This window comes from Psychrobacter urativorans (assembly GCF_904846695.1).
GTDB classification, from domain to species: domain Bacteria; phylum Pseudomonadota; class Gammaproteobacteria; order Pseudomonadales; family Moraxellaceae; genus Psychrobacter; species Psychrobacter urativorans.
Genome location: NZ_CAJHBR010000003.1, coordinates 251,439 through 275,447 on the forward strand (window position 1 = coordinate 251,439; position 24,009 = coordinate 275,447).

A 24,009-nucleotide genomic window follows, 5' to 3' on the forward strand; every position below is an offset into this window, starting at 1 on the left:
GTAAACCGCACCGATTCGAGTAACAGGCTAAGTAAGCATTTGGCTCAATTATCTTTAAAGGCTTATATATGACTAAGCGTTATGATACTGATATAGACAATACTGTGAATAACTCTGCTAATAGCAGTTCTGATGACGATTATAAAACCAATAGTGCTGACAATATTAGCCAAATGAGCGCTAGCTCCGATAAAATTGCAACGTTATGGCTTATTGATGACGATGCTGCGCTGCGTTTGGTGCTCGCTGATACTTTTAGCGATGCCAATCTCGAGGTGATCAGCTTTACTCAAGCGCAAGCGGCGTGGATACGACTCAACGATGTGTTGCAGCAGCATGAGAGCCACGCCATTCTACCGGATGTTATCTTGACGGATATTCGTATGCCGATGATGGATGGCTTATCATTCAGCGATTGGGTGCACAGTAATTTCCCTAAACTGCCTATAGTCATCATGACCGCCCATTCAGATATCACTTCAGCCATTGATAGTTATCAGACGGGTGCTTTTGACTATTTACCTAAGCCTTTTGATTTAGATGACGCCGTTGCCACTATATATAAAGCTATTGATTATCAGCCTAGTGAGCAGAAGAACCAGCAAACCACTGCCAATAACATAGATAAAAAAGATCAGCAAATTAGTGACAATATTAATGACAGTGTTAGCAAAAATTTTAATAGTAAGGCTAGTGACGATACTAAGGCCGGTGTTGACAATATTAATAACACCGCGAGCATTACTGGCACTGGCAACAGGGAAAGTAGTATCAGTATAAAACCAGCTGTAAAACCGATTATAAAAGATAAAGCGGTAATAGAAGACCCTAGCAGTAAGGATAATCCCAGTGGAATTATCGGTCAGTCGCAAGCGATGCAAACCGTATTCCGTGCTATAGGCCGCCTAGCCCACTCTCCTATTACCGTGCTTATTACTGGCGAGTCCGGTACTGGTAAAGAGTTGGTAGCTAGCGCATTGCATCAGCATTCCCCACGAGCGCAGCAGCCCTTTATTGCGCTCAATATGGCCGCTATTCCTCATGACTTGATTGAGTCTGAGTTATTCGGTCACGAAAAAGGCGCTTTTACCGGCGCCACAACCCAGCGCCAAGGACGCTTTGAGCAAGCCGATGGTGGTACGCTATTTTTAGATGAAATTGGTGATATGCCTTTTAGTACTCAGACGCGCTTATTGCGAGTATTGGCCAATGGCGAGTTTTATCGAGTTGGCGGTCAACAGCCCGTAAAAGTCGATGTACGTATCATTGCTGCCACCCATCAAAACTTAGAGTATCTAGTGCAACAAGGTAAATTTCGAGAAGATTTGTTTTATCGCCTCAATGTCATTCGCCTACCACTGCCACCGTTACGATCTAGGCGTGAAGATATCCCTGCGCTCGCCAGCCATTTTATGCAGCGGGCTAGTGAGCAGATGAACACCACAGCTAAGCAGTTGTACCCTGACGCCATGCATATTGTGCAAAACTTTGACTGGCGTGGCAATGTTCGCCAGTTAGAGAACGTCTGTCTTTGGCTAACAGTAATGACTACTGGTGATAAAGTGCTAGCTGAAGATTTGCCCCCAGAGCTGTTAGCGATAGTCGATAACCCTCCGCTACAGCCAGCTCAATTCAACCAGCAGCAGCATATTCAGATAGATAGGATTCCACAGTCCAGCTCACTAAATATCAATCCTGATTCATCGGTATTAACAGGAACGACTAGTACGCCTGCAACTGTCCCTCACGCTTCTACTTCTGCTACCCTAAATATGAGCTGGCAACAAGCGCTAGCAGTCTGGGCAAAGCAGTCCTTACAAGAGGGAACTACTGATATTCTACAGCTAGCAAACCCTGAGTTTGAGCGTATCCTATTGAGTGCCGCCCTCACCCATAGTGAGGGTAAAAAGAACCTTGCTGCTACTCTATTAGGTTGGGGGCGCAATACTCTGACCCGTAAACTAGCATTATTAGAGGACTCGACAGTAGAGACAACAGCAGCTAGCAAAACCGATAGTTAAATAAATATTTATCATAATAAATTATATAAAATATACATTTATATCAATGGCTTAGTACTAAAAAATTAATATATCGATAAAAACATCAAAATTAACTGCAAAAAGGGCTTGCCAAACTATTCAAACTCTATATAATAGCCAACCACTGAGACGCACTACCGAATCAGTTAACTATCTGTATGTCGTTTGAATTTGAACGTTAATAATGATAGAGTAACGAAATGGGGCTGTGGCGGAATTGGTAGACGCACTAGATTTAGGTTCTAGCGCCGCAAGGTGTGAGAGTTCGAGTCTCTCCAGCCCCACCATTTTCGGATAGTACATCTTAGACCAGATTAAAAATCAACCTGCTTTTTAGCAGGTTTTTTTGTGTCTGCGATTTGAGTGATAAATCCAGTAGCGACTCCTAGTTATAGGTAGTGTAAACTGTCATAGGGCAGCACTTGCAACCGCAAATTCTGCCATCTATTAGTGTATAAAGTGATTGGATTAAAACAATGAGTAAAGGATTATGGGTAGCTATAGGCTTGCTAGTAGTAGCGGTAGCTTGGTTTGTGGGTATCAACGTCTTATATAAGCCGGCTGAATCGACCGATGCCAATGCTACTGTGACTGCTGCGGATTCCAATACCAAGATTATGATGAGCTTAGAGAAATTTGCAGGTTTTCATCATGATGCAGATATTCTGTTAAAAGAATTAACCGTTCTAAAAGCCGATACCCAAAGTGCCATTGCTACTAAGGACATTAAGCTATTAGGGCTTGCTATCAATAATACTTATAGAGTGATGGACAATATAGATATTAACCGTGTACCTACTATTGCCCCGTTTGAGGTTTGTGATGAAGCTTTGAATACCTTGAGTCGTTATGTTGTCAGTGCTAAGAGTTATTACTCTAATCCCAAAAAAACGCCTATAGATGAAGTTAATGAGAAAAAGAAAGTCTTTGATACTAACTTTGCTCAGTGTGAGAGCATTGTGAATGACAAGACTGTCGAAGCCCTTTATCAAGACTATCAATAATACGGCCCTAGTTGTCTGTGAATAACTCTAAATCTACTACAACACTTTGCATATCCTGATAACGATTTTTAATCTGTTTAGCTAACGCTTTATTAATAATAACCTGGTACTGCTGATATTTAACTGGCAATACAGGGATGGACTGTTGGCAATGTTCAATCGCCCACTCTTTTAGCGGATCCCTACTTCCCACTGTAATATTAAATGGCCGTTCACCAATCAATATCTCATACATCATAATCCCAAAGGCATAAACATCGCTTTGCTCAGTAGCCGCGTGTCCTTGCCAACGTTCAGGGGCAAGATAAGCTGGCGTACCAGCAGTATTTATCTTAACGTCTTTACTCACTCCCCTATCAATACGCTCAGCTAAAGCAAAATCCGTTAATAGCAAACTAGCTATCTTCCTATTGGCATTAGTATCATTAGCCGCATTAATCTCAGTAGCCGTATTAATAGCAGTAGTATTACTTGATAAAAAAATGTTTTTTAGCACTGGCTCACTAAGCAAAACATTACTTGGCTTAAGATCATTATGTAGCCAACCTTGTTTATGCAAAGCCGCTATAATACAAGCCGCTTGCTTAATAAAGTGCTGTTTTTGCACAGGGGTTAACGATGAGTGTTGCTTACTCTTTAGCTGCTGCGCTAAGCTACCTAATGGATAAAAAGGCAGCACTAAATGGCTAAGCTGATAAGGTTGCTGGAGTAGGTTTATAGGCGAGGTTGTATAAGCTAGTGTAGGCGGTGCTATAGCTAGAGTGGCTGTTGGCGATTGTTGCGAGATCTGTAAAGCTTGTAGCACGTGAGCTTCATGATTTAGATCAGCTGCCTGATAACTATTACTGCTATCAGCTATAGTCAGTTGCCATTTAATCATTACGGCCCCAAACGATGGATGGCGAGCGCGAGTCAATCCTTGGTAAAGTACTGTTTGAGTGATGGCTTGTTGATTAGTAGCAGTTTGGCAAAATTCATCTTGACTACTACTCTGCTGACTAATACGTTGATGAACTATCTGACTATAATCCAACTGTAAAAATATAGCGGTAATTTCTGGCAATAGTTGCTTAGACTGCCGCTGCAAAGCTTGTATTTGCGAGCAATTACTGGCACTATTTTTCATGTTATAACCTTGCTATTAACTGTCATAAGTTTTGCCATAGCTTGTGATCTTAACTTATATTCTGTGCAAATAGTTGCTTTACAATTATAGACTACCTTAGCTCATATGCCGTTGAGTGGGGTATATTATTACAGCGATTCAACCTTGATACATTCGCCAGCCAGCTTTTAAAAAAACCTTCATTTATTAACAATAGAGTCATTATGTCCCAGTCCCTTGAGTCTTCTAGTGGTTATGCCCTACCCGCGCCTTTACTCGATTTGTTAAGTCAATATTTGCAGCAGCAAGTCACTCCTACTATCGAGATAGATCCTGCCCAACTGGCTTATCGTTGGGTTGGGGGCGCTACGGGTCATTTAGAGCCGTTAGTGGTCAATCTATTTTTGAACTTAGATGATTTGCATGGTATTGACACGCAAAAATCAAAACTGATCCAAAACACTCGCCAATTCTTAAAAGGCTATCCAGCCAATCATGTGTTGATGACTGGTACGCGCGGTGCTGGCAAGTCCTCCTTGATTCGGGCTTTACTGCAAGCCTATCATAAGGAAGGTCTACGAGTTATTGAGATCGCTCGTGATGATTTACTAGTATTGGACAAGATTCGCGCGGCTATTAATCAGCTGCCTGCTGACTGCAACTGCCGCTACGTAGTCTATTGTGATGACTTAGCCTTTAATGGGCAAGATGAGAGTTATCGTACGCTAAAAAGTGTACTAGATGGTGCGCTCGACTCTGAGCAAGATAAGCTATTGGTCTACGCCACTAGTAATCGTCGCCATCTGTTACCACAATTAATGAAAGACAATATTAATATCTATAATGGGCAGACCGATGAAGTCAACCCTTACGAGACTATAGATGAGACCGTATCGTTATCGGATCGTTTTGGTTTGTGGTTATCATTTTATCCAATGGATCAAACCACTTACTTGCAGATCGTGCAACATTATCTGACTTTACAGAGTAAACCGCTTGCAGATAGTTTGGCTAGCGGCACTGCTAACTCAGTGCTTGAACAAGCTATAGATGATGAGGGTGCGCTTGCTGATAAAGTCAGAGCCGATGCATTACGTTGGGCGTCAGAGCGTGGCGGCCGTTCGGGACGAGTAGCTTATCAATTCAGCCGCTATTGGAGCGGTAAGAGGCAACTGGCTGCTACTGATAGTGAATCTTGAGATGCATTAACTTGCCTCGCTTTAGTAAGCTTATGCCTATAAGTGTGTGCTTACTAATAGCATAAAGAGCTGTTTAGTTTTGAAAAGTTTAAGCTGCGCTGCAGGTAATAGTTGCTGATCATAATCCTATTACTAGGGCGTGCTAGACTGCCTTCAAAGCTAGTATTTACGCCCCTCACTAGCAAGCGCAGAGCCAATATATTCAACTCGGCTGTCACTTTGGCTAGCTAATCCTAACGATTTACCACTGACTCTATATTGGGCAAAATCTGCTGCCAACCATAAGTTACCATGATAGCTGCTTTGGGCATCAAGACGAATATGTCCCATATTATCTTTATCACTAGCTGGCTTATCATAGCTTTGATAACGGGCGCTAAAATGGGTCAAGATGAGATTATTAAGGCCAACCTGTTGAGCGAATTGACCTATCTGCTGCGCGCTACTGTGCATGGGATCGAAATCAGGATGCTTAGCTTGCGCTTTAGCTTGAATCTTGGCGAGCATCTCAGCGGTATAAGTAGCTTCATGAACCAATAAATCGGTATCTTGCACTGCTGATGTTAGACAAGTCGCTGTGTCATTATCACCTGCGACAACTATCCGAGTGCGTAGCTCTTCATTATGGACGTAATCTGCTGACAGTAATGTTTGCCCTTCTGCCGTACAAACATCTTCACCTTGTTGCAGTTTGCCCCATAGCGCGCTAGCTGCAATCCCTTGCGCTGCCAATTTGTCAGTATCTAAGCGCCGATGGCTAATAGTCTGAGTGATACCAAAAGCATGAGAAGGTACCCGATGCGATAGCTTCACAACATCGATTTTTAGTTGCTGCTGCTTGTCCAGATTCAGAGTCACTACGGCTGCCGCTGGGCTGTTTTGAGCAGACAATAACTCCTCAATCGCTATAAAATTAATAGCGAAAGGCAAGTATAACTCAGTAGTTAGCTTCACGGCATCGAGCAAGTCGGCAATCGCTTGAGGAGCAATAAGGGTAAGCGCTGTAGTCCGTCCTGACATGGCGGCACTGGCCAGCAGACCAGGCAATCCATAGCAATGGTCGCCATGGACGTGGGTAATACAGATGGCGCTAAGCTGATGTAATGACAGTTTGGTGTGTAATAGTTGCTGCTGCGTGCCTTCGCCACAGTCAATTAATACCCAAGGCCGTGACTTTTTATTTTGATAGTTACTGTTTGAGTGACTGCTTACATCACTATTGGAGCCACTATCTAGGTTATGGCGTTGATTATTATCTTTGGTACCTGCTAGATGAGGATTCAAGCATTCAACAGCTAGCGCAGTGACGTTGCGCTGCTTAGTAGGGACTCCTGCAGAAGTCCCCAAAAAGGTCAGTTGTAACATAGCTCACCTCTATTAAACAATACTGTCGTTAAAAATTCCAAGTTTAGCAATGCTAGGTTTAACAATATTGGGTTTAACAGCTTTATGGGTAACAAGCTACGCTTTGAGACCATCATAGCTAGGGCAACTGACATAATACGGTTTTTCCACCTTCGATGATCTGACCACCACTAGCAAAACATTCGTTGGCCATGTTTGACTCATGAGACTTCCATCCCCCATAAAAGCTAGCCGCACAAAGCAACGCTACTAGTAGTTTTTGTGACCAAGCCCTCATGGAGTTATCTTTAACATTAGCAGCTGGTTCATCGGTTAGTTTTGACGGTCTGTTGTCGGGGTCTTTCATCCTATTGCCTTATCAAGAAGCGGTTCATCAGTAATGGCTGGTCATTAGTGATGATAATAAATTCGTATATATAGTAGTAAAGATTATGCTTTGCCAAACGGCTGCTGCGTGATAACTAGGCTGTGTTAAACTTTCAAGCTTAAAAGGTAAAGTTAAATAATAAGCTTAAAACACCCTAACCCAAGCCCTATTAGAACTTGACCCGACCACCCTTCTCTACTGCACGTTTGAAGGCTGGGCGCTCTTCACAGCGTTTGAGCCAATTAAGTAAATTAACATATTTTACTTTATCCAAGCCTGGTCCTGCATTAGCCCCTGTTACGGCAATATGCATCTGAATATCAGCGGCGCTAAAAGCAGTGCCAGCGAACCAATGATTGTCTTGCAGCTGTTGCTCCATCATATTTAGCATAGTCTCCAAACTGCTACTAATCATGCTGTTTTCAACTTGCTTGCGAATCCCTTTAGTGATCGGCTTAATCAACATCGGTGATCTTTGCACTACTTTTGTAAATACTAAGCGCATAACCAATAATGGCATTACTGAGGCCTCAGAAAAATGCAACCAAAAGGTATAATCTTCCCAAGCTGTCTCATCGCTATCTACGGGCTTAAATTCCTGCTGTTTATCATAATGTTTCAGTAGGTATTCGATAATAAAACCTGACTCCACTAAAGGGCGCTCATCGACTTCTAATATAGGCGCATGGCCTAGAGGATGGATTTTTTTTAGGCTATCTGGTGCTAAGTGTGACTTATTACGCTTATAAGTCGTCAGCTTATAATCCGCATTTAGCTCTTCTAGTAGCCATAAGATGCGAAACGAGCGTGCGTTTTCTAAATGATGCAAATGTAGCATAAATTATCCTATTAATGAGTAGTCATAAATGACAGCTATTTATTCAGATAGGCCACTTATGATTGCAGAAATTGTCAGTACAAATATTATCGATCATACCGCAATTATTAGCTGTTTTGAACTATCTAACAGGCTCACAGTTACGAAAAACAATATCTGCTTAGTCAAGGTTGAGCGGCTTATATTCTGGTTGAGCTTTATTTAATAGTTTCAGCTATACCAACCGCCGTTTTGGTTGCTGTATAAGTAGCTATACTATTCTTAAATGAATAGTAGGTTATTTAGAATGTAACTGTTCAATTTTGCGGTTCATTTTATTTATTTTGTGCTGATAACGACGAATTTTGCGAAAGCGGTGAGCTACTAACACGCCTTTAATACGCCGATTCTTTAGACGACGATGGGGTGGAAAGCTGTTAATTTGTGGCTCATTATACCCATGCAAACGATCTTCACGCTTATTGGTGATATAGCCTATGACGCTGTCTATAATCATGATCAATAACGCTAGAGTGATCATACTATACATCCATAAAGATCCTCCTTCATCGAGACTTTGATTCAAGATAGTGATCGAAAATACGAATAACAGCATAGGTTCTATATAGCTTAGAGCACCAAATAGTGAGACTGGTAGTTTACGACTAGCAACCATCGTTAATGACATTGCCACAGCACTTACCACACCCAGCAGCGGTAACAAATACCATAGCTTACTAGTTTGTGCGGCCAAACTGATACCACCACTTGCATAAAGCATCACTAGCACTATTGGCGATAATAATGTCAAATCAGACAGTAGTCCTGTGATTGGCGGCACTGCCAGTTTGCGACGCATAAGATAATAAGGCGGGTAGCCCAAACACACAAACAAAGTCACCCAAGATACCGTTCCGTACTGGAATATATCATAGCCGATACCTAACGCTGCACATAGAGCGGCTACCCACTGCAATACGCTCATAGACTCATGATAAAAAAATCGTCCAACCACTATCATTACTAGCGGTAATAAGAAATAACCCAAAGTCACATCGAGACCAAAACCGTTCACTGGTCCCCACATAAACAGCCAAATTTGGCCACCTAAAATTGGCGTTGGTAATATAAACAATAGCCATTCTTTCGGTGTTTTTATAGTTTTTATATAATCAAAAACGTGCTGCCACTGCTTAGTGAGGCTTACCAATAACATTATGCTGGCCAACATTATTAGTACCCGCCATGATGCCACTTGGGTGCCAGATAAAGGTTGCATAAACAGTCCAAACACGAACATTATCGAAAACAAAAAGCTCGATGATACTGAGGCTAAGGTACCTTGCACCGTTTGATTGCTAGTCAACATAATAACGACCTCTAAAATAACTTATAAAACCATAAAAAATTAATAGCAATTTATATAAAAAACAAAAGCCCCCAACTTTTACGTCGGAGGCTTTTTACTACTATGTAATAGCCTTAGTAGTAAAATCATCTTAGTAAAAAACCCATTGATGGATTCCACTAATACTAATTTCACTCAACGGCTAGCTTATAACTGGATAAGCTAGCCGCTCTAATAGTTACTCGTCATTATCGACACTATCATCATCTGAAGTACTGTCATCTAAAGAATAGTCATTGGCAATGTCGATAGTCTCAGTTATATCAGAGTCATCGACATTACCAGCAGTAGCTGCATCTATATCTATTTGCTCTTTACCTTCTACCTCAAAGGTACCGTCTTCGCGCATAGCATCGATCAGCTCATTATCACCTTCTTCATGCTCAACTCGTGCCATCGCTACTAGCTTTTCATCTTTTGACAGACGAATTAGGGTGACACCTTGAGTATTACGACCAGAACTGGCCACATGCTCAACTGGCGTGCGCACTAGCGTACCTTTATCTGAGATTAGAATAATATCATCTTCAGGATCAACTTTAGTGGCCCGAACTAGCGCACCATTACGCTCACTCGTTTTGATAGCAATCACCCCACCACCACCACGATGCTGAGTGTTGAACTCTTCGATAAAGGTACGCTTACCATAACCTTTTTCACAAGCGATTAAGATTTCGCGTACATCATCTTCGATAACCACTAATGATCTGATAAATTCATCATCAGCCAGACGCATGCCACGTACTCCTTTTGCAGTACGACCCATAGCGCGAGCGTCATTCTCATCAAAACGAATGGCTTTACCACTAGAGGCAAACAGCATAACCTCTTGGTTACCATTAGTAATACGGGCACTAACTAACTTATCACCTTCCTCTAAACCAACAGCAATCAAGCCATTAGAGCGAATGTTTGCAAACTGCTTTAGCTCTACACGCTTAACAGTACCATTAGCGGTAGCAAAGAACACATAAGGTGGCTCCGCTGCATTACTATCTTCTAATGACTCATCATTGCTATCAATATCACTATCTAATAGTGCCACTTGCTCTTTACTGGATAGCTCTTCTACTATTTTTGGAATAGGTAGTATAGTAGTGACAGATTCATCACCAACCAAACCTATAAGGTTCACTAGCGGGCGACCACGGGCACCACGGCTGGCAATCGGTACTTCAAAACCACGTAAACTAAAGACTCGACCAGTATCAGTAAAGCAAAGCACGGTTGCATGAGTAGAGGTAACGACTAAGTGATCAATAACATCATCTTCTTTCATCGCTGTTGCAGACTTGCCTTTACCACCACGTTTTTGCGCTACATAGTCATCAATTGGCTGCGTTTTGGCATAGCCAGTACGCGAAACAGTCATCACTACGGTTTGTTCAGGAATCAAATCTTCACGACTAAAATCAGTGCGTGAATCAACAATGTCGGTACGACGTTCATCACCGAAGTTGTCACGAATCTCAATCATCTCATTAGAGATAATAGTCATCAGCTTATCAAAGTCACCAAGAATAGACTCAAGATTGGCGATCTCACGTAACAAATCTTGATATTCTTCGGTTAGCTTGTCTTGTTCAAGACCTGTCAGACGATGCAATTGCATCTCTAAAATCGCATTGACCTGATCGAGTGACAAGCGATAGCTCTGCTTGGACGCGTCTTCATGTACAATCAAACCAAACGGTGCTTTAGGATCTTCACCTTCAATATAATCAGGACGTACTGACTGACTACCAGCAGCTTTTAGCATCGCCACGACGCTACCTGAACCCCAAGTGTTGTTCAGTAAGCTCTGACGAGCTTCACCGCGACTAGCAGAAGCTTTGATAGCGTCAATAATCTCATCAATGTTGGCGAGAGCGACCGTCAAACCTTCAAGCAAATGACCACGAACGCGCGCTTTGTTTAGCTCATAAATAGTACGACGAGTGACGACTTCTTGACGATGACGAACAAAGGCAGCAATCAGCTGACGCAAAGTTAATAGCTTAGGCTGGCCATTATCTAGTGCCACCATATTGATACTGAAGCTAGACTCAAGCGGGGTTTGCAGAAACAAGTTATTGACAATAACTTCTGCCGTTTCGCCACGACGCAAGTCAATAGCGATACGCATACCGTCTTTATCAGACTCATCACGTATCTCACTAATACCTTCGATCTTTTTGTCACGTACAAGCTCAGCGATACGCTCAATCAGCTTAGCTTTATTGGCTTGATAAGGTACTTCAGTGAACACAATGCGCTCACGATCTCGGTTAACACCAGTATCGGTCATAGGCTCGATATGATAGCGACCCCGTACGTGCAAACGGCCTTTACCAGTGCGATAAGCATCTTGAATACCACCCCGACCGTAGATAATACCGCCAGTAGGAAAGTCAGGACCCGAAATGTGGGTCATCAGCTCTTCACCTGATATTTGCGGATTGTGGGCATAAGCTAAGCAAGCATTGATCACTTCAGTCAAGTTATGCGGCGCCATATTAGTCGCCATACCAACAGCAATACCTGTCGCACCATTGACTAATAAGTTAGGCACTCGTGCAGGCAGTACGCTTGGCATACGCTCAGAACCATCGTAGTTATCTTCCCAATCGACCGTATCTTTATCTAAGTCAGCTAGCATCTGATGGGTGAGCTTAGTCATGCGCACTTCGGTATAACGCATAGCAGCTGGTGGATCATCATCAATCGAGCCAAAGTTACCTTGACCATCGACCATCGGATAGCGCAAGCTAAAGTCCTGTGCCATACGTACAATAGCGTCATAAACCGCACTATCGCCATGCGGATGGTACTTACCGATGACGTCGCCAACTACCCTTGCCGACTTCTTATAAGCTTTATTATAATCATTAGACAGCACATGCATCGCATACATTACTCGACGATGTACAGGCTTGAACCCATCGCGCACATCAGGTAGCGCGCGCGAGACGATCACGCTCATCGCATAGTCCAAATAGGACTGCTTTAACTCATCTACGATGGCAATAGGACTGATCGAGTCGCTCATATACACTCCTTCATTCATCCCCATTATTTAAAGTTTGCGCAATTGGCTTTTTATTATTAATAATTATCGATAATTGTAGTTAACGACAACAAAAACGATTAATAATAACGTTTACGATCACAAGCAACTATAGCAACATTAATGTGTAGCTATCATCACTAGATAGACCATAAAAAAGCACTGATAGAAGTGCAAAACAAGATAACAATGGAGATGCTGTTTTTGTTAAAAATAATATTAAATCAAAGAAGCTATTTTAGCACAAACTTGCCTATTTAGGGGCTTTACCTACTATTAAACTTAGTCATAAGCGTTGATTAATTTGCGTCATTTTCACGCCCTATCAGTGGTTTAAATTAAGCCTATGACTTGATTTTTTAGCTTGGCTTTTTTTAATGCTTTTGTAGGCTAATCTGTCAAAAATAATGGCTTTAAAGCAATTAGGGTCAATATGCCTAGAGTGGCTGCTTGGTCATTATCAATAATAACTAAGCTAATGTTGTTCAGTAACTAACTAATAGCGCCTATGTAAACTGAGTCCCTACTAGATATAGCCGCTGTTATATTTAAAACTATTTGTTGGTTGTAGTTTACGATTTATACCGTAAGATGTTACGCAAGACTGAGGTACAATTGATTGGCAAAAGTCATGAGCAAAAGCTATTTTGGTTGCTGTTGCCTTATCGCTAGCCACTATCAGACTAGAACTAAACCTTTAGGCTGGTTAAGTTAGAGGAGTTAGGTCAGCTGTATTAATTATTATAGTGCTTTGAAAGCTCTAGCTTTTGCCTTATTATCTGCCAATATTTCACTGCTCTATATACTCACCTTTATACGGACAATCACTTATTATGGATATCGTTTTAGCTATTGTTTGGGTCTTGGCCATGGTGCTACACAGTTTCTCAAGCGACTATGCCTTGACCTTTCCCACTCATAACAATCGCAGCTTACCGCTGATTCGTTGGGGCTCCTTATTAGTAGCTATCGGCTTGTCTGCCTATCTGGCAAAAGTCTATCAAGCCAACTTACAAGGCTCAGGCATTTGGGTGTTTTTCATAGTAGTGTTTGTGATTATCGTTTTATCGAAAATAGTATTCAGATGGGTACTTAAAAGACGGCGTTAACTCGCCTAGTAGCTTGTATCAGCAGCGCCATAATGCCCTACCTAAAATGACAATATAGAAATAAAAACTCATGACTAATCCTAAACAGCAGACGCTAGCAGTAGTAGATAAAAGAGTTGATCGTAGCTTTGATGATGTCGCTGATCATTTTGAAAAAAAGGTTTATGGTGGCCTCAAAGGCGAAATTCGACTGGCGGTGTTGCGCCGTGATATTTTTGCTTACGTCGATAAGCTAAGCCACAATCTCGGTAGACCTTTACGTATTTTAGATGTAGGTGCAGGACTAGGGCAAATAGCTACAGAGCTCGCCGCTACAGGTCATAGTGTAGTTATCAATGACATCTCAGCCAACATGCTAATTAAAGCCAAAGCTAACTTTGAGCAGCTAAAGATGGCTCATGCTGATAAGGATGATTTTGGCGAGGTGAGCTGGTACGTTTGTCCTTATCAAGAGCTGACCGCAAAGCTAAGTGGCGAAAGCCTAGATCAATCAGTAGAAAAATTTGATCTAATACTTTGTCATGCGCTGCTCGAATGGTTGGCAGAACCAGTAGCTATTATGGACTTTTTTGATAGCCACCTCAGCCCTGAAGGCGCGCTGTCTTTATGCTTTTATAATCCTGCTAGTTTTGAATATCGCAATCTGATTATGGGCAATTTTAACTTACTAGATAGCTTGCTTAGTGCGGATGCCTATCAAGCTGATAACAAAAAAAGCCTGACTCCCAATTATCCAGTAGCCAAGCCGCAAGTAGAACAATGGTTACAGAGTCATCACTATCAGATCGTAGCAGAGAGCGGTTTAAGAGTGTTTCATGATTATGCACCGCTTAAGCGTGGAGGTCATAATGATCCTGAAGCAGTTATTCGCATGGAGCTGCGCTACTCCAGTCAAGAGCCTTACAAACGCCTAGGGCGCTATTTACATATTTTGGCCACTCGTTAACTGAGTAATGCTCGTTTTACTGTTGGCTCAATATGGACTTAAACTTGGTACTATACTAAGCTTGAGGCTATTTTAGCAGTAGTGCAAGAGCGGTTAAAAAACATCATGACAGACTGTAGTCTGACCAAGTAGTAGCATTAATATTTTTTTCATTAAACACTACTATATGTTCAAGCATCGGCAGAATACCTATGCGCGTGCCTACCGCATGATTATGATGACTAGCGACTAAAGAAAATACTATCTGCCCATCGTCTAATTGCAAACGATACAGATAATTGGCTCCACGAAACACTCGCCCTACTACTAGCGCTGTCTGCTCACTGTCATCATCATGGATAATATCATCTGGACGCACTAGTACTTTAATTGGGGTGCCATTAGGATAATCGTACTCGCAATACTGCGATTGTCCTGAGGCATTATAGACCTCCATAGGTCGATAGATATCCCCTAACACAGTCTCGACATGACCTTCTTTTATGATGCCATCGATCATCGCTCCTTCGCCTACGAACTCAGCGACAAAAGGACTAACTGGTTCATGATAAAGCTCACTTGGCGTGGCCCATTGAACCAATTTTCCTTCGTTCATAACGCCCACTTTATCAGCCAAAGCAAAAGCCTCGTTTTGATCATGAGTCACTAGGATCGCCGTAGTATTAGTGCGTTTTAGAATATCACGTACACTCATAGCTAAGGATTCACGCAGTACGACATCCAAGTTTGAAAAAGGCTCATCGAGTAATAATAGTTTGGGTTTTGGTGCTAATGCCCGAGCTAAAGCTACCCGCTGCTGCTGACCACCAGATAGTTCTGCAGGTCGCTTATCTGCGTGTTCAGTGAGCTCAACCAGTTCTAACATTTCTAGAATTCTAGCTTTTTTGTCATTGGCGGACCATTTACTTAAACCAAAACCAATATTTTTGGCAACGCTTAAATGGCCGAATAATGCATAATCCTGAAAAACCATACCCATGCCGCGATTAGCTGGGGCCACTGCAAATGAGCTACGTTCACTCTGGTCGGTTAGACGCTGATTATTCAGGCTTACCTTGCCTTGACGCGACTGCTCTAATCCTGCTATTGCTCGTAAAGCGGTCGTTTTACCACAACCACTATAGCCCAAGAAACAACCAATCTCACCTTGTTGCAGTGTTAACGACAGACCATTAACTACAGTAACCTTCTCATAACCTACTACTAAATCCTGCACTTCGAGATAAGGACTGTCCGCCGCCTGTATCTTAGCCATATCCACATCATTATAAGCCTGTTTAGCCTCATGATACTGCTTACCTTGTTGCGCAGATATCAAGGGCTGCTGTCTAGTATTAAATCGCCTCTTAACAGCAGGCTTGCTGGATGCAGGTTGGTCTATCGAATCATTAATTGAGTCAGTATACATAAACGTTACCCATAGGCTGTTGGTAAATAGAGCAATACATTTGCTGGGCTAATCTGGCTAATAGCTTAATTGGTGGCAGCCAGTAAGCAATAACTGAATAAGGGGCAATAAATAATAGTAATAAAACAACTGCGAAGAAATAATTTAACTTTAACTTTAACTGTTTTTATCGCTCTGGCGTAGCAGTATCCACACCGGAATAATACCAACCATAACGATCAATAAACTGGGTAATGCCGCTCGTCCCCACATACCCTCACTAGTCATCTCAAACACTCGTACTGCCAACGTATCCCAGCCTTGTCGACGGGTCATCAAAGTGATGGGCATCTCTTTCATTACTTCTACAAAACCCATTAGTAAGGCGGTAAGCACCCCAGGACTGAGCACCGGCAACACGACATGACGCCAACGTTGCAGTGGACTGTCACTCAGTAATTCAGCAGCAGCCTCCGTATTAACAGTTAAACGTTGTAACTGCCGATCTACTGGCTGAAAACTAACGGTCATAAAGCGCGTCGATAGCGCTAGGAGCATGACAATGACGCTGCCCGATATCACTTGCTCTGAGGTGATACCAAGCGCAATCAGCTGATTATCTAACCAAGCTATCGGAATAAATACCCCAACTGCCAATACAGTGCCCGGCACCACATAACCCAAAGTAGCTAAAGTAGTCATCAGCTTAGTGCTCTGATCTGGATACTGGCGTTTTGTCCAAGCAATAATAATAGCTAACACCGCTATAAACAAGGTAGTCATACTAGCAATAAGTAAGCTATTAGTCACAAAATCGATATAACGGGCATCAAAATCTTGCCGAAAATTTATCGCTGTCCAATAGACCAACTGCAAAAATGGAATCAAAAAAGCAAGTGAGAACACACAAGTACAAAGCAAGCTCATCCCTAATTTAGCACTTTTGCTAGTCTCAAAGCGGCGGTTATTACCTTGAGTGAGTGATTTACCACGTCGAGCCTGCCAATATTGTTCAAACAATACTACAATAAATATCACGCCGATCAATAAAGCGGCTAATTGAGCAGCCGTAGTCAGACTAAAAAAACCAAACCATGCTTTGTAAATAGCTGTAGTAAAAGTATCAACATTAAATACTGATACCGCACCAAAGTCTGCTAAGGTTTCCATAGTAGCGAGTAGTAACCCACCAATAATCCAAGGCAGCGCTTGGGGTAGAGCCAAACGGAAAAATATCCGACTGCGACTTAATCCTAGCATCTGTCCAGCTTCAATCGCTCGCCTGCCTTGCGACAAAAAGGCTTGCCGTGCCAGCAGATATACATAAGGATAAAAAGCTAGTGATAGTACTAAACCTGCACCCCAAATATTACGTACCGACGGAATAGCGGTAGTGATTCCTAAGTCGCGCAACCCAGTCTGTAACGGCCCGCTAAAGTCAACAATACCGATAGTTACGAAAGCAAGAACATAAGCAGGTATCGCTAACGGCATCATCAAAGCCCAAGCAAAAAACCGCTGTCCAGGGAAGCGGTACATGCTTGTAACCCAAGCCAGCGCAGTACCAAGACCACCAGAGACTACCGTCACCATCATTAACAAAATGGCGGTATTCTTTAGCACTTGTGGCAACACATACTCACGCATATGTATCCAGATATCAGAAACTGGCTGTGTCCAAGAAAATAAAACAACAATAATCGGCACTAGCATAAACAACGAAATCAGTCCTAAGACTGATTTCGATAGTATACGGCGGCTTAAGGTATGATCTTGGCTGACTGCTTGATCGTCACTCACAATATTATCTCGATTGGCAGGTGTTTTTGGGACAGTTATTATAAACTATCATCATATAATTAATGCCATCTCATACCTAAAAAACTTATTATTTATAACCGGCTTTATCCATCATTTGAATAGCTTTAGTCTGTAGTGAGCCGAATTTTTGTACATTAATACTATCTTGCTTGAACTCACCCCATGACTTAAGCAGCTCTGATTTATCAACACCTTCTTTTACTGGGAATTCTTTATCAGAGCTAGCATAGATACCTTGTGCCGCATCTGAAGACAACCATTCCATAAGCTTTAGCGCGCCACTTGGATTATCAGAGTTAGCAATGACTCCAGCTCCAGAGATATTGACATGAGTACCTGAAGTATCTTGGTTAGCCCAAAATATTTGTACTGGGAAATCAGGCTTTTCATCAAATAGACGACCGTAGTAATAACTGTTAGCAACGGCCACTTCACATTGACCAGCAGCAACCGCCTCAAGCATACTAGTATCATCACTAAACACATCAGTAGCTAAGTTAGCTACCCAGCCACGAATGACTTGTTCAGTCTTTTCTTCACCTAGATTCTCTATCATACTCGCCACTAGTGACTGGTTATAGACCGAGTTTGAAGTACGTAGACACAGCTTGCCTTTCCATTTCGGATCAGCCAAGTCAGCATACGTTGATAGCTGTGATGCCTCTACTTTACTTGGGTCATAAAAGATAGTACGAGCACGCAATGACAACCCAGTCCACAGACCTTTTGGATCACGATATTTGGCTGGGACATTAGTCTCCAAAACACTCGACGTTACTGGCTGTAATAGCCCTTGTTCTGCCGCTTGCCATAAGTTACCAGCATCTACCGTCAATAGCATATCGGCTGGAGTATTCTTGCCTTCAGCTTGCAAACGTGCCATCAATGGGCCAGTTTTATCAGTGACTAGCTCAATCTTTACCCCACTCTCTTCAGTATATTTATCTAACAATGGTTTGATTAGCTGCTCGTTGCGTGACGAATAGATAGTCACTACTTCGCCATTACCTGCTGTCGCTGTGCCCTCAGTAGCCGTATCTACCACCGCAGTCTCGTCAGCTTTTGTACTTTCAGTTTGCTCAGGAGTTTCAGCTTTTTGACAACCAACTAATCCTAACATTAAGCTGAATATGGCAACCGATAAAGTCGCTTTGACAGGACGTGCAAAAGATAAGGGTGCAACGAGCGTATTCAACGACATAGATGTCTCCAAAGTGGGGCAAAAAATAATAAATGATTACTACGATAGCTGATTTGCTGTTAACTATCGAAGCCAAAGTTTGCTAATGAGAAAGTGTCAAAAAGCAAAAATAATATACTAATACAAATGAGATTAATTATCAATACATTTATTTGACCCAAAAAACACCCTTAATATGGACTATTTATCTACTGCTAAAAATGCTGTTATTGAGGCTATTTTATTTTTATATACTCTTAGAATATGTTAATGACACCACGCTCAATATTGTAAGATTAACAGTGCAATAACCACTGCCCCATAATGACGTTAACCGCTGCTTCCGTTCGTAATATTCGTGGACCAATACTGACAGCTTGGCAACCTTGCTTCGCTAATAGCTCAATCTCGTAGTCAATCCAGCCCCCTTCAGCGCCAATACAAACCACTGTTGGCAACGCTTTATTTACTGTATTGGCAGACACTAAGGGTATTGAAGCTGCAAAACAGGCGGCTTGTTGCTGTTGCAAATAGGCCGCTAAACTCAGCTCGGTATAAGGGTGGGCAACGATAGCACCGGCCGTTATTAGACTGGCTAACTCATCCTCTACAAAAGGCTTAAAGCGTTTTTTTAGATTAATAGTTGGCGCTATAGTGTCAACCCCTTGCTGTAAACCTTCTAATACAAACTCATCCAACCTAGCAAGCATGGGACTTTGCCAGTAGCTTTTTTGCGTACGGTAACTATTTATAAGTATGATATGACCTACGCCAAGGGCGGTCATGTCCATGATTAAACGGCGTAATACTTTAGGTCGTGGCAACGCCAAAATAACTGTGACATCAAGCTTGGCAGGAGGTGCAATGTCTAATACTACGGCACTGAGCTGAATTTTATCCGCTGTTATGCTATCGATAATCGCTGTGCCAAGATTAGCGCCTAGCTCACCAATTTTGAGCGTATCGCCTACTTGCGCGCCTAATACCTTATTGACATGCTCTATTTGGGACGCCGTATTGATATAAGCATAAGGATGAGAAAAGTTAGCGGCTGGTAATAAAATACAGTTCATAGTCAATCATATCTGGTTAGAAGAAGCTCTATTTAGAGCAGTCTGTGTTAAAAAAAATAAAGCCGTACAGGAGTTATAGTGGCATAGGCTAAGAGTATCGCTCAGGCTCAACTAAGATAAATTCACAGCAAACTGCTCAACCACCTGTTCGATCATAGTCAACTGTTGGCTCAGTATTGACTGCTGGTCAGCGGTTAACTGCTCTCCTGCAGCGCCCGCCAGCTTAGCTGACTGTGGGTGACTAAGCCAAAACTGTAATTGCTTATAAATAAGCACCATAAGATCGGTATCCTCAGTGCTTTCTAAGCTAGCTGCGGGATGATCTGGCGAGGGCTGGTTATGAATGACTGGTTCTTCACTATTAGACACTTTTTTATAAAAACCGTTATTGGGTTGGTACAGCGCCCCGACGCTCGCCAGCTGATCAACAACGCTTTGACAAGACTGCGTATATTGGCCAATCAGCACAGGGGTGGCTACACTGGCAGGCTCTACTGGGTTGTGCCCACCAATATCGACCAATGAGCCACCCACTAAAGCCACATCGGCTAGTGCATACCACTGCATCAGCTCCCCCATGCTATCAGCTAGATAGACTTGCGTCTGCGCTGTAATAGTCTCATCAGCACTGCGCCGCGCCATCTGTAGCTCTGATTTTTTTATAATAGTAGCCACTTCATCAAAGCGCTCTGGGTGTCTAGGCACAATTATCAATAAGCTACGGGTCATAGCAGGATCAGATAGCAGTTGCTTATGCAAGGCGATAGCAGCTCTCTCCTCACCGCTATGAGTACTAGCTGCTAGCCAAATCGGACGCTCTTTCTTAGCTAACAAAGCTTGGAGCTCATCAGTTAGCCCATTAGTTAGCTTTGCTTTTGGCTGAGGGTTTAATGATGCCGGTAGCGAATGTTGCTCAGTACTGCTGACAAGCTTTGGGGTGTTAATCAGCCACTTAAGCGAGCCAGTAACGCGAATTTGCGAGCTATCAGCACCTAGCTTATGAAAGCGCTGGGCTGACTCTTCATCTTGCGCGATAATTAAAGTTAGGTTGCGCATCATACTGGCACTAACCGCACCAATCTTCTGATAACGCTGAAAGGAAGCCGCAGACAGTCGACCATTAACTAAGATACTAGGAATAGTATGCTCAGAGAGCTTAGTTAAAATATTTGCCCACAGCTCGGTCTCTACAAATAGCGCTGCTGCTGGCTGCACATGCGCTAAGAAAGTTTCTATCACCGCTGGGCTGTCCACCGGTACGTAACTATGAGCTAAAGTCCCTTGCGCTATTTCATCAGCAAAAAGACTGGCACCACGAGCAAAGCCAGTTTGGGTAGTGTTAGTCAGCCAAATTTTATAGCCTTTTGCCAGTAGCGCATCTAATAGCGGCGCAACCGTGTTGGTTTCGCCCAAAGATACCGCATGACACCAGATAAGGCGCTGACTAGCACTAGCTTGCGGACGTAATGGATAGTGCTTACCAAAACGCTGGGCAACCTCTTGCTGATAGTTGTCACGCTGATGCGAGCGTTTCCATACTTGCAGGCGGTATAAAGGCTTTAATACACCGATAGCCATTCGATAATACCAAGGTGGTTGGCTAGGGCTACGCTTGCTCAAAGACAATTGCTTGGATGAGTCACTGGTCAAAGGTTCTGACTGAGCTGTAACGCCGAATCGCTTAGCATCAGCTGCTAGTTTTACAGGTGGTATATCAGAAGATGGCATGTACAAGCCTAAATTAATAAGAGAAAGTCAGTAAGATCATCATAGACAACAATCGAAGAAAAATAGTTATAAGTAAACCATTATAGATAAAAAAGTCACAGAGCAATAATCATAGAAATAATCGTAGAAGTACTCATAAGCACTACGGTATATATTGCCATTGCTTAGCCAATACTCGACTAGTATAAAAGGCCAATGCTAGGTAGGGTTACCTTACCCTAAAATATCCAGCGCTACAATAACGGACTAAATAGCCGCACTAGATTATCGAATAAGCGCTGATAACCCTGACGTTGCTCCCATTCCTCTAAGCTCAAAAGCCGACAGTTCTGTAAATAAGAATATTGACAATCGGCTATCTGCGCCACCATTTCTGCACTATAAATAGCCAAACTGACTTCCATGTTTAAGTAAAAACTACGCATATCAATATTGACAGTGCCAAATAAGCAGTAATCATCATCTATTACTACCATTTTTGCATGCAGTAAACCGCCTTTAAACAAAGCAATCTTTACCCCTGCCTCTAACAGCTCTTGATAATAAGATTGTGAAGCGTGCTGTACTAAAAATGAATCCACCTTTTCAGGGATAATGATGATGACCTCTAAACCGCGCTTAGCTGCTGTTATTAGTGCACCCGATAAAGCTTCATCAGGCACGAAATAAGGGGTAGTGATTTGAATGCGTTTATTGGCACGGTGAATAATAGTCACTAAAGTGCTATAAATCACATGAGCAGTCACTTGCGGAGCCGAAGGAATTAGTTGTGCGGTGACGTTTTTGACTACTGGCATCTGCGCAATCGCAATAGAAGTCGTGCCTTTTAACGGTTGCAAGTCAAGAATTTCTGCATGATAGTCCAGCTGGTCATTGGGCTGCTTGGTCACTTGACTACGTCTGTCAATATCATTAATGGTCGGCGGTAGCACATAAAGCTTACGAGTATAATTATTCATCCGGTGATGCAGGGCGGCCAAATTATCTTTATTCTCTGCACCAATATCGGTAATCACCACTTTGGCCATCGCTGTTGCAATACTAATCGGCTGATGACTGACAATACGAATCATCACATCTATCCACTGCCCAACGTTCTTATCTTGTTTAAAAAACTTAGGATCAATCAAATTAAAACTACCGGTATAGCCAATATTCTCATCGATAACTACTATTTTGCGGTGATTGCGCAAATCAGAGCGCTTAAATAAAGTTTTGAATAGCCCCACTGGTAATGATTGATGGACTAACACCCCTGCTCGCTCTAGCGCTTTATGCTCAGAGCTATTAAAAAAGCTAAAGCTACCAACGCTGTCTACTAAGATATGACACTCTACCCCGCGCTGCGCCGCCGCCTCTATAGCTTTTAACACATCGAGAACTTGACCTCTAGGATAGATAATATAAAACTCTATCAGGATACTGCGCTTAGCCTCATTAATATCAGCAATTATGCGCTCAAAAATCGTTTTCGGAGAAGTTAGCAGTTGCATTTGATGATCGGGATATACCCCAAACCCAGTCCAGCGTGTGCCAATACGACTAACACCACGGTAATTATCTGGCAATAGACTTTGGCCCTGATCGAGTACCAAACGTTCACGTGCTGCCATATTATTAGTCATTATTTGCGCTTGCTGCATACGCTGACGATAGCGGCGACCAATCATCGGCTCCCCAAGCAGTAAATAAGAGAGTAAGCCTACCGCCGGTAAAGTGTATAGCATGGCAATCCAAGCGATTGCCACCCCAATATTGCGTTGTACTGAGACAATACGTAGGGTCATGACCACCATGACAATGATATGCAATATTAGACCTAGCCCGGCGAAGTCGATCCAAGACCAAGGGTCAAGCTGTTGCTGGGTAACGATAGGATTTATGTCAGTCTCCGTGAGCTTGCAATAGCCATTAAAGTAAATTGAGAGTCCTACTTTAATTAGTAGAAATATGGGGGGACTTTAAACACTCATAATTTAAACACTCATAATTTAAACACTCATAGTTTAAACACTTATAGTTTAAACACTCATAGTTTAAACGCTTATAGTATAGTAGCTTTGGTGGCAGGTACAATAGCCAAGTCTAAGGGCGAATTAATAGCTTAATTTACAACAGCTTAAGGGATTAAAATAAATATCTTCAAAATTAGATGAAATACTGTTTGACAGGGCAATGTATTTCTATATAATACACACCCACAGCAAGGGGCTTTAATTAGTTATTAGCTGTTGGAGGTTTTGAGAGGTTAGAGGGTGACAACTTTAGCTATTAAAACTTCTAAAAGATCCTTATTACAGGATTTCGAATAGAGTGGAAAAAGCAGCAATGTTTTGGAAATTCTAGAAAATCCTATTTAAAGGATTTTCCTTGCGAACCTAAAATTGCGATGCAATTTTTTAACGGTTCTCA

The 24,009-nt window shown here is 42.3% G+C and carries 17 protein-coding genes and 1 tRNA gene; 6 read left to right on the plus strand and 12 right to left on the minus strand.

Going from position 1 to position 24,009, the window contains the following annotated elements; all coding sequences use genetic code 11:
- Nucleotides 1-173: 173 nt before the first annotated feature.
- The 3 genes from JMY09_RS04285 to JMY09_RS04295 all read left to right on the plus strand — a co-directional run bounded on the left by JMY09_RS04285 (nucleotide 174) and on the right by JMY09_RS04295 (nucleotide 3,046).
- On the plus strand, nucleotides 174-2,021 hold the full coding sequence (locus JMY09_RS04285; RefSeq protein WP_201622384.1) for a sigma 54-interacting transcriptional regulator: 1,848 nt from the start codon (nucleotides 174-176) through the stop codon (nucleotides 2,019-2,021).
- A gap of 223 nt (nucleotides 2,022-2,244) precedes the next feature.
- Nucleotides 2,245-2,329, plus strand: a tRNA-Leu gene (locus JMY09_RS04290).
- A gap of 189 nt (nucleotides 2,330-2,518) precedes the next feature.
- Nucleotides 2,519-3,046 carry a hypothetical protein gene (locus JMY09_RS04295; RefSeq protein ID WP_201622348.1) on the plus strand — a complete coding sequence of 176 codons (528 nt, stop codon included), beginning with the start codon at nucleotides 2,519-2,521 and terminating at the stop codon, nucleotides 3,044-3,046.
- 7 nt (nucleotides 3,047-3,053) lie between these two features.
- Here the strand turns inward: JMY09_RS04295 and JMY09_RS04300 are convergent, their stop codons facing one another.
- A complete protein-coding gene (locus JMY09_RS04300; RefSeq protein WP_201622349.1) occupies nucleotides 3,054-4,172 on the minus strand; it encodes a protein kinase domain-containing protein in 1,119 nt (372 codons plus the stop codon).
- Between the two features lie 203 nt (nucleotides 4,173-4,375).
- Here JMY09_RS04300 and JMY09_RS04305 point away from each other — a divergent pair, with 203 nt between their 5' ends.
- Complete coding sequence (locus tag JMY09_RS04305) at nucleotides 4,376-5,350, plus strand: ATP-binding protein (protein ID WP_201622350.1); 975 nt, start codon at nucleotides 4,376-4,378, stop codon at nucleotides 5,348-5,350.
- A 159-nt stretch (nucleotides 5,351-5,509) separates the two neighbouring features.
- Here the strand turns inward: JMY09_RS04305 and JMY09_RS04310 are convergent, their stop codons facing one another.
- From JMY09_RS04310 to gyrA, 5 genes are all read right to left on the minus strand, one after another.
- Nucleotides 5,510-6,715, minus strand: coding sequence for a ribonuclease Z (locus JMY09_RS04310; protein ID WP_201622351.1), 1,206 nt, complete (start codon nucleotides 6,713-6,715; stop codon nucleotides 5,510-5,512).
- A gap of 118 nt (nucleotides 6,716-6,833) precedes the next feature.
- Nucleotides 6,834-7,061, minus strand: a complete 228-nt coding sequence (locus tag JMY09_RS04315; RefSeq protein ID WP_201622387.1) for a hypothetical protein — start codon at nucleotides 7,059-7,061, stop codon at nucleotides 6,834-6,836.
- Between the two features lie 190 nt (nucleotides 7,062-7,251).
- Nucleotides 7,252-7,920 (minus strand): glutathione S-transferase, encoded by a 669-nt coding sequence (locus JMY09_RS04320; protein ID WP_201622352.1) that lies wholly within the window; start codon nucleotides 7,918-7,920, stop codon nucleotides 7,252-7,254.
- A gap of 277 nt (nucleotides 7,921-8,197) precedes the next feature.
- The gene (rarD, locus tag JMY09_RS04325; protein WP_201622353.1) at nucleotides 8,198-9,268 is read right to left on the minus strand and encodes an EamA family transporter RarD; all 1,071 of its coding nucleotides are present in this window, start codon (nucleotides 9,266-9,268) and stop codon (nucleotides 8,198-8,200) included.
- 217 nt (nucleotides 9,269-9,485) lie between these two features.
- Entirely contained in the window at nucleotides 9,486-12,335 is a 2,850-nt protein-coding gene (gene gyrA, locus JMY09_RS04330; protein WP_201622354.1) for a DNA gyrase subunit A, read from the minus strand.
- A gap of 851 nt (nucleotides 12,336-13,186) precedes the next feature.
- Between gyrA and JMY09_RS04335 the strand changes: the two genes are divergently transcribed.
- Both JMY09_RS04335 and JMY09_RS04340 read left to right on the plus strand, forming a co-directional pair.
- Entirely contained in the window at nucleotides 13,187-13,462 is a 276-nt protein-coding gene (locus JMY09_RS04335) for a hypothetical protein (protein WP_201622355.1), read from the plus strand.
- A 70-nt stretch (nucleotides 13,463-13,532) separates the two neighbouring features.
- On the plus strand, nucleotides 13,533-14,408 hold the full coding sequence (locus tag JMY09_RS04340; protein ID WP_201622356.1) for a methyltransferase domain-containing protein: 876 nt from the start codon (nucleotides 13,533-13,535) through the stop codon (nucleotides 14,406-14,408).
- A 103-nt stretch (nucleotides 14,409-14,511) separates the two neighbouring features.
- On the opposite strand, the gene JMY09_RS04345 is transcribed toward JMY09_RS04340, so the two are convergent.
- The 6 genes from JMY09_RS04345 to JMY09_RS04370 all read right to left on the minus strand — a co-directional run bounded on the left by JMY09_RS04345 (nucleotide 14,512) and on the right by JMY09_RS04370 (nucleotide 23,408).
- A complete protein-coding gene (locus JMY09_RS04345) occupies nucleotides 14,512-15,663 on the minus strand; it encodes an ABC transporter ATP-binding protein (protein WP_379606731.1) in 1,152 nt (383 codons plus the stop codon).
- Nucleotides 15,664-15,972: 309 nt separating this feature from the next.
- Nucleotides 15,973-17,595, minus strand: coding sequence for an ABC transporter permease (locus tag JMY09_RS04350; protein WP_265087995.1), 1,623 nt, complete (start codon nucleotides 17,593-17,595; stop codon nucleotides 15,973-15,975).
- 88 nt (nucleotides 17,596-17,683) lie between these two features.
- Nucleotides 17,684-18,817 (minus strand): extracellular solute-binding protein, encoded by a 1,134-nt coding sequence (locus JMY09_RS04355; RefSeq protein ID WP_201622358.1) that lies wholly within the window; start codon nucleotides 18,815-18,817, stop codon nucleotides 17,684-17,686.
- 275 nt (nucleotides 18,818-19,092) lie between these two features.
- Nucleotides 19,093-19,869 carry a 16S rRNA (uracil(1498)-N(3))-methyltransferase gene (locus JMY09_RS04360; protein ID WP_201622359.1) on the minus strand — a complete coding sequence of 259 codons (777 nt, stop codon included), beginning with the start codon at nucleotides 19,867-19,869 and terminating at the stop codon, nucleotides 19,093-19,095.
- A 111-nt stretch (nucleotides 19,870-19,980) separates the two neighbouring features.
- Nucleotides 19,981-21,597: a 3-deoxy-D-manno-octulosonic acid transferase gene (locus JMY09_RS04365; protein ID WP_201622360.1), complete on the minus strand. Its 1,617-nt coding sequence runs from the start codon at nucleotides 21,595-21,597 to the stop codon at nucleotides 19,981-19,983.
- A 233-nt stretch (nucleotides 21,598-21,830) separates the two neighbouring features.
- Nucleotides 21,831-23,408, minus strand: a complete 1,578-nt coding sequence (locus JMY09_RS04370) for a cardiolipin synthase (protein WP_265087996.1) — start codon at nucleotides 23,406-23,408, stop codon at nucleotides 21,831-21,833.
- Nucleotides 23,409-24,009: the final 601 nt, after the last annotated feature.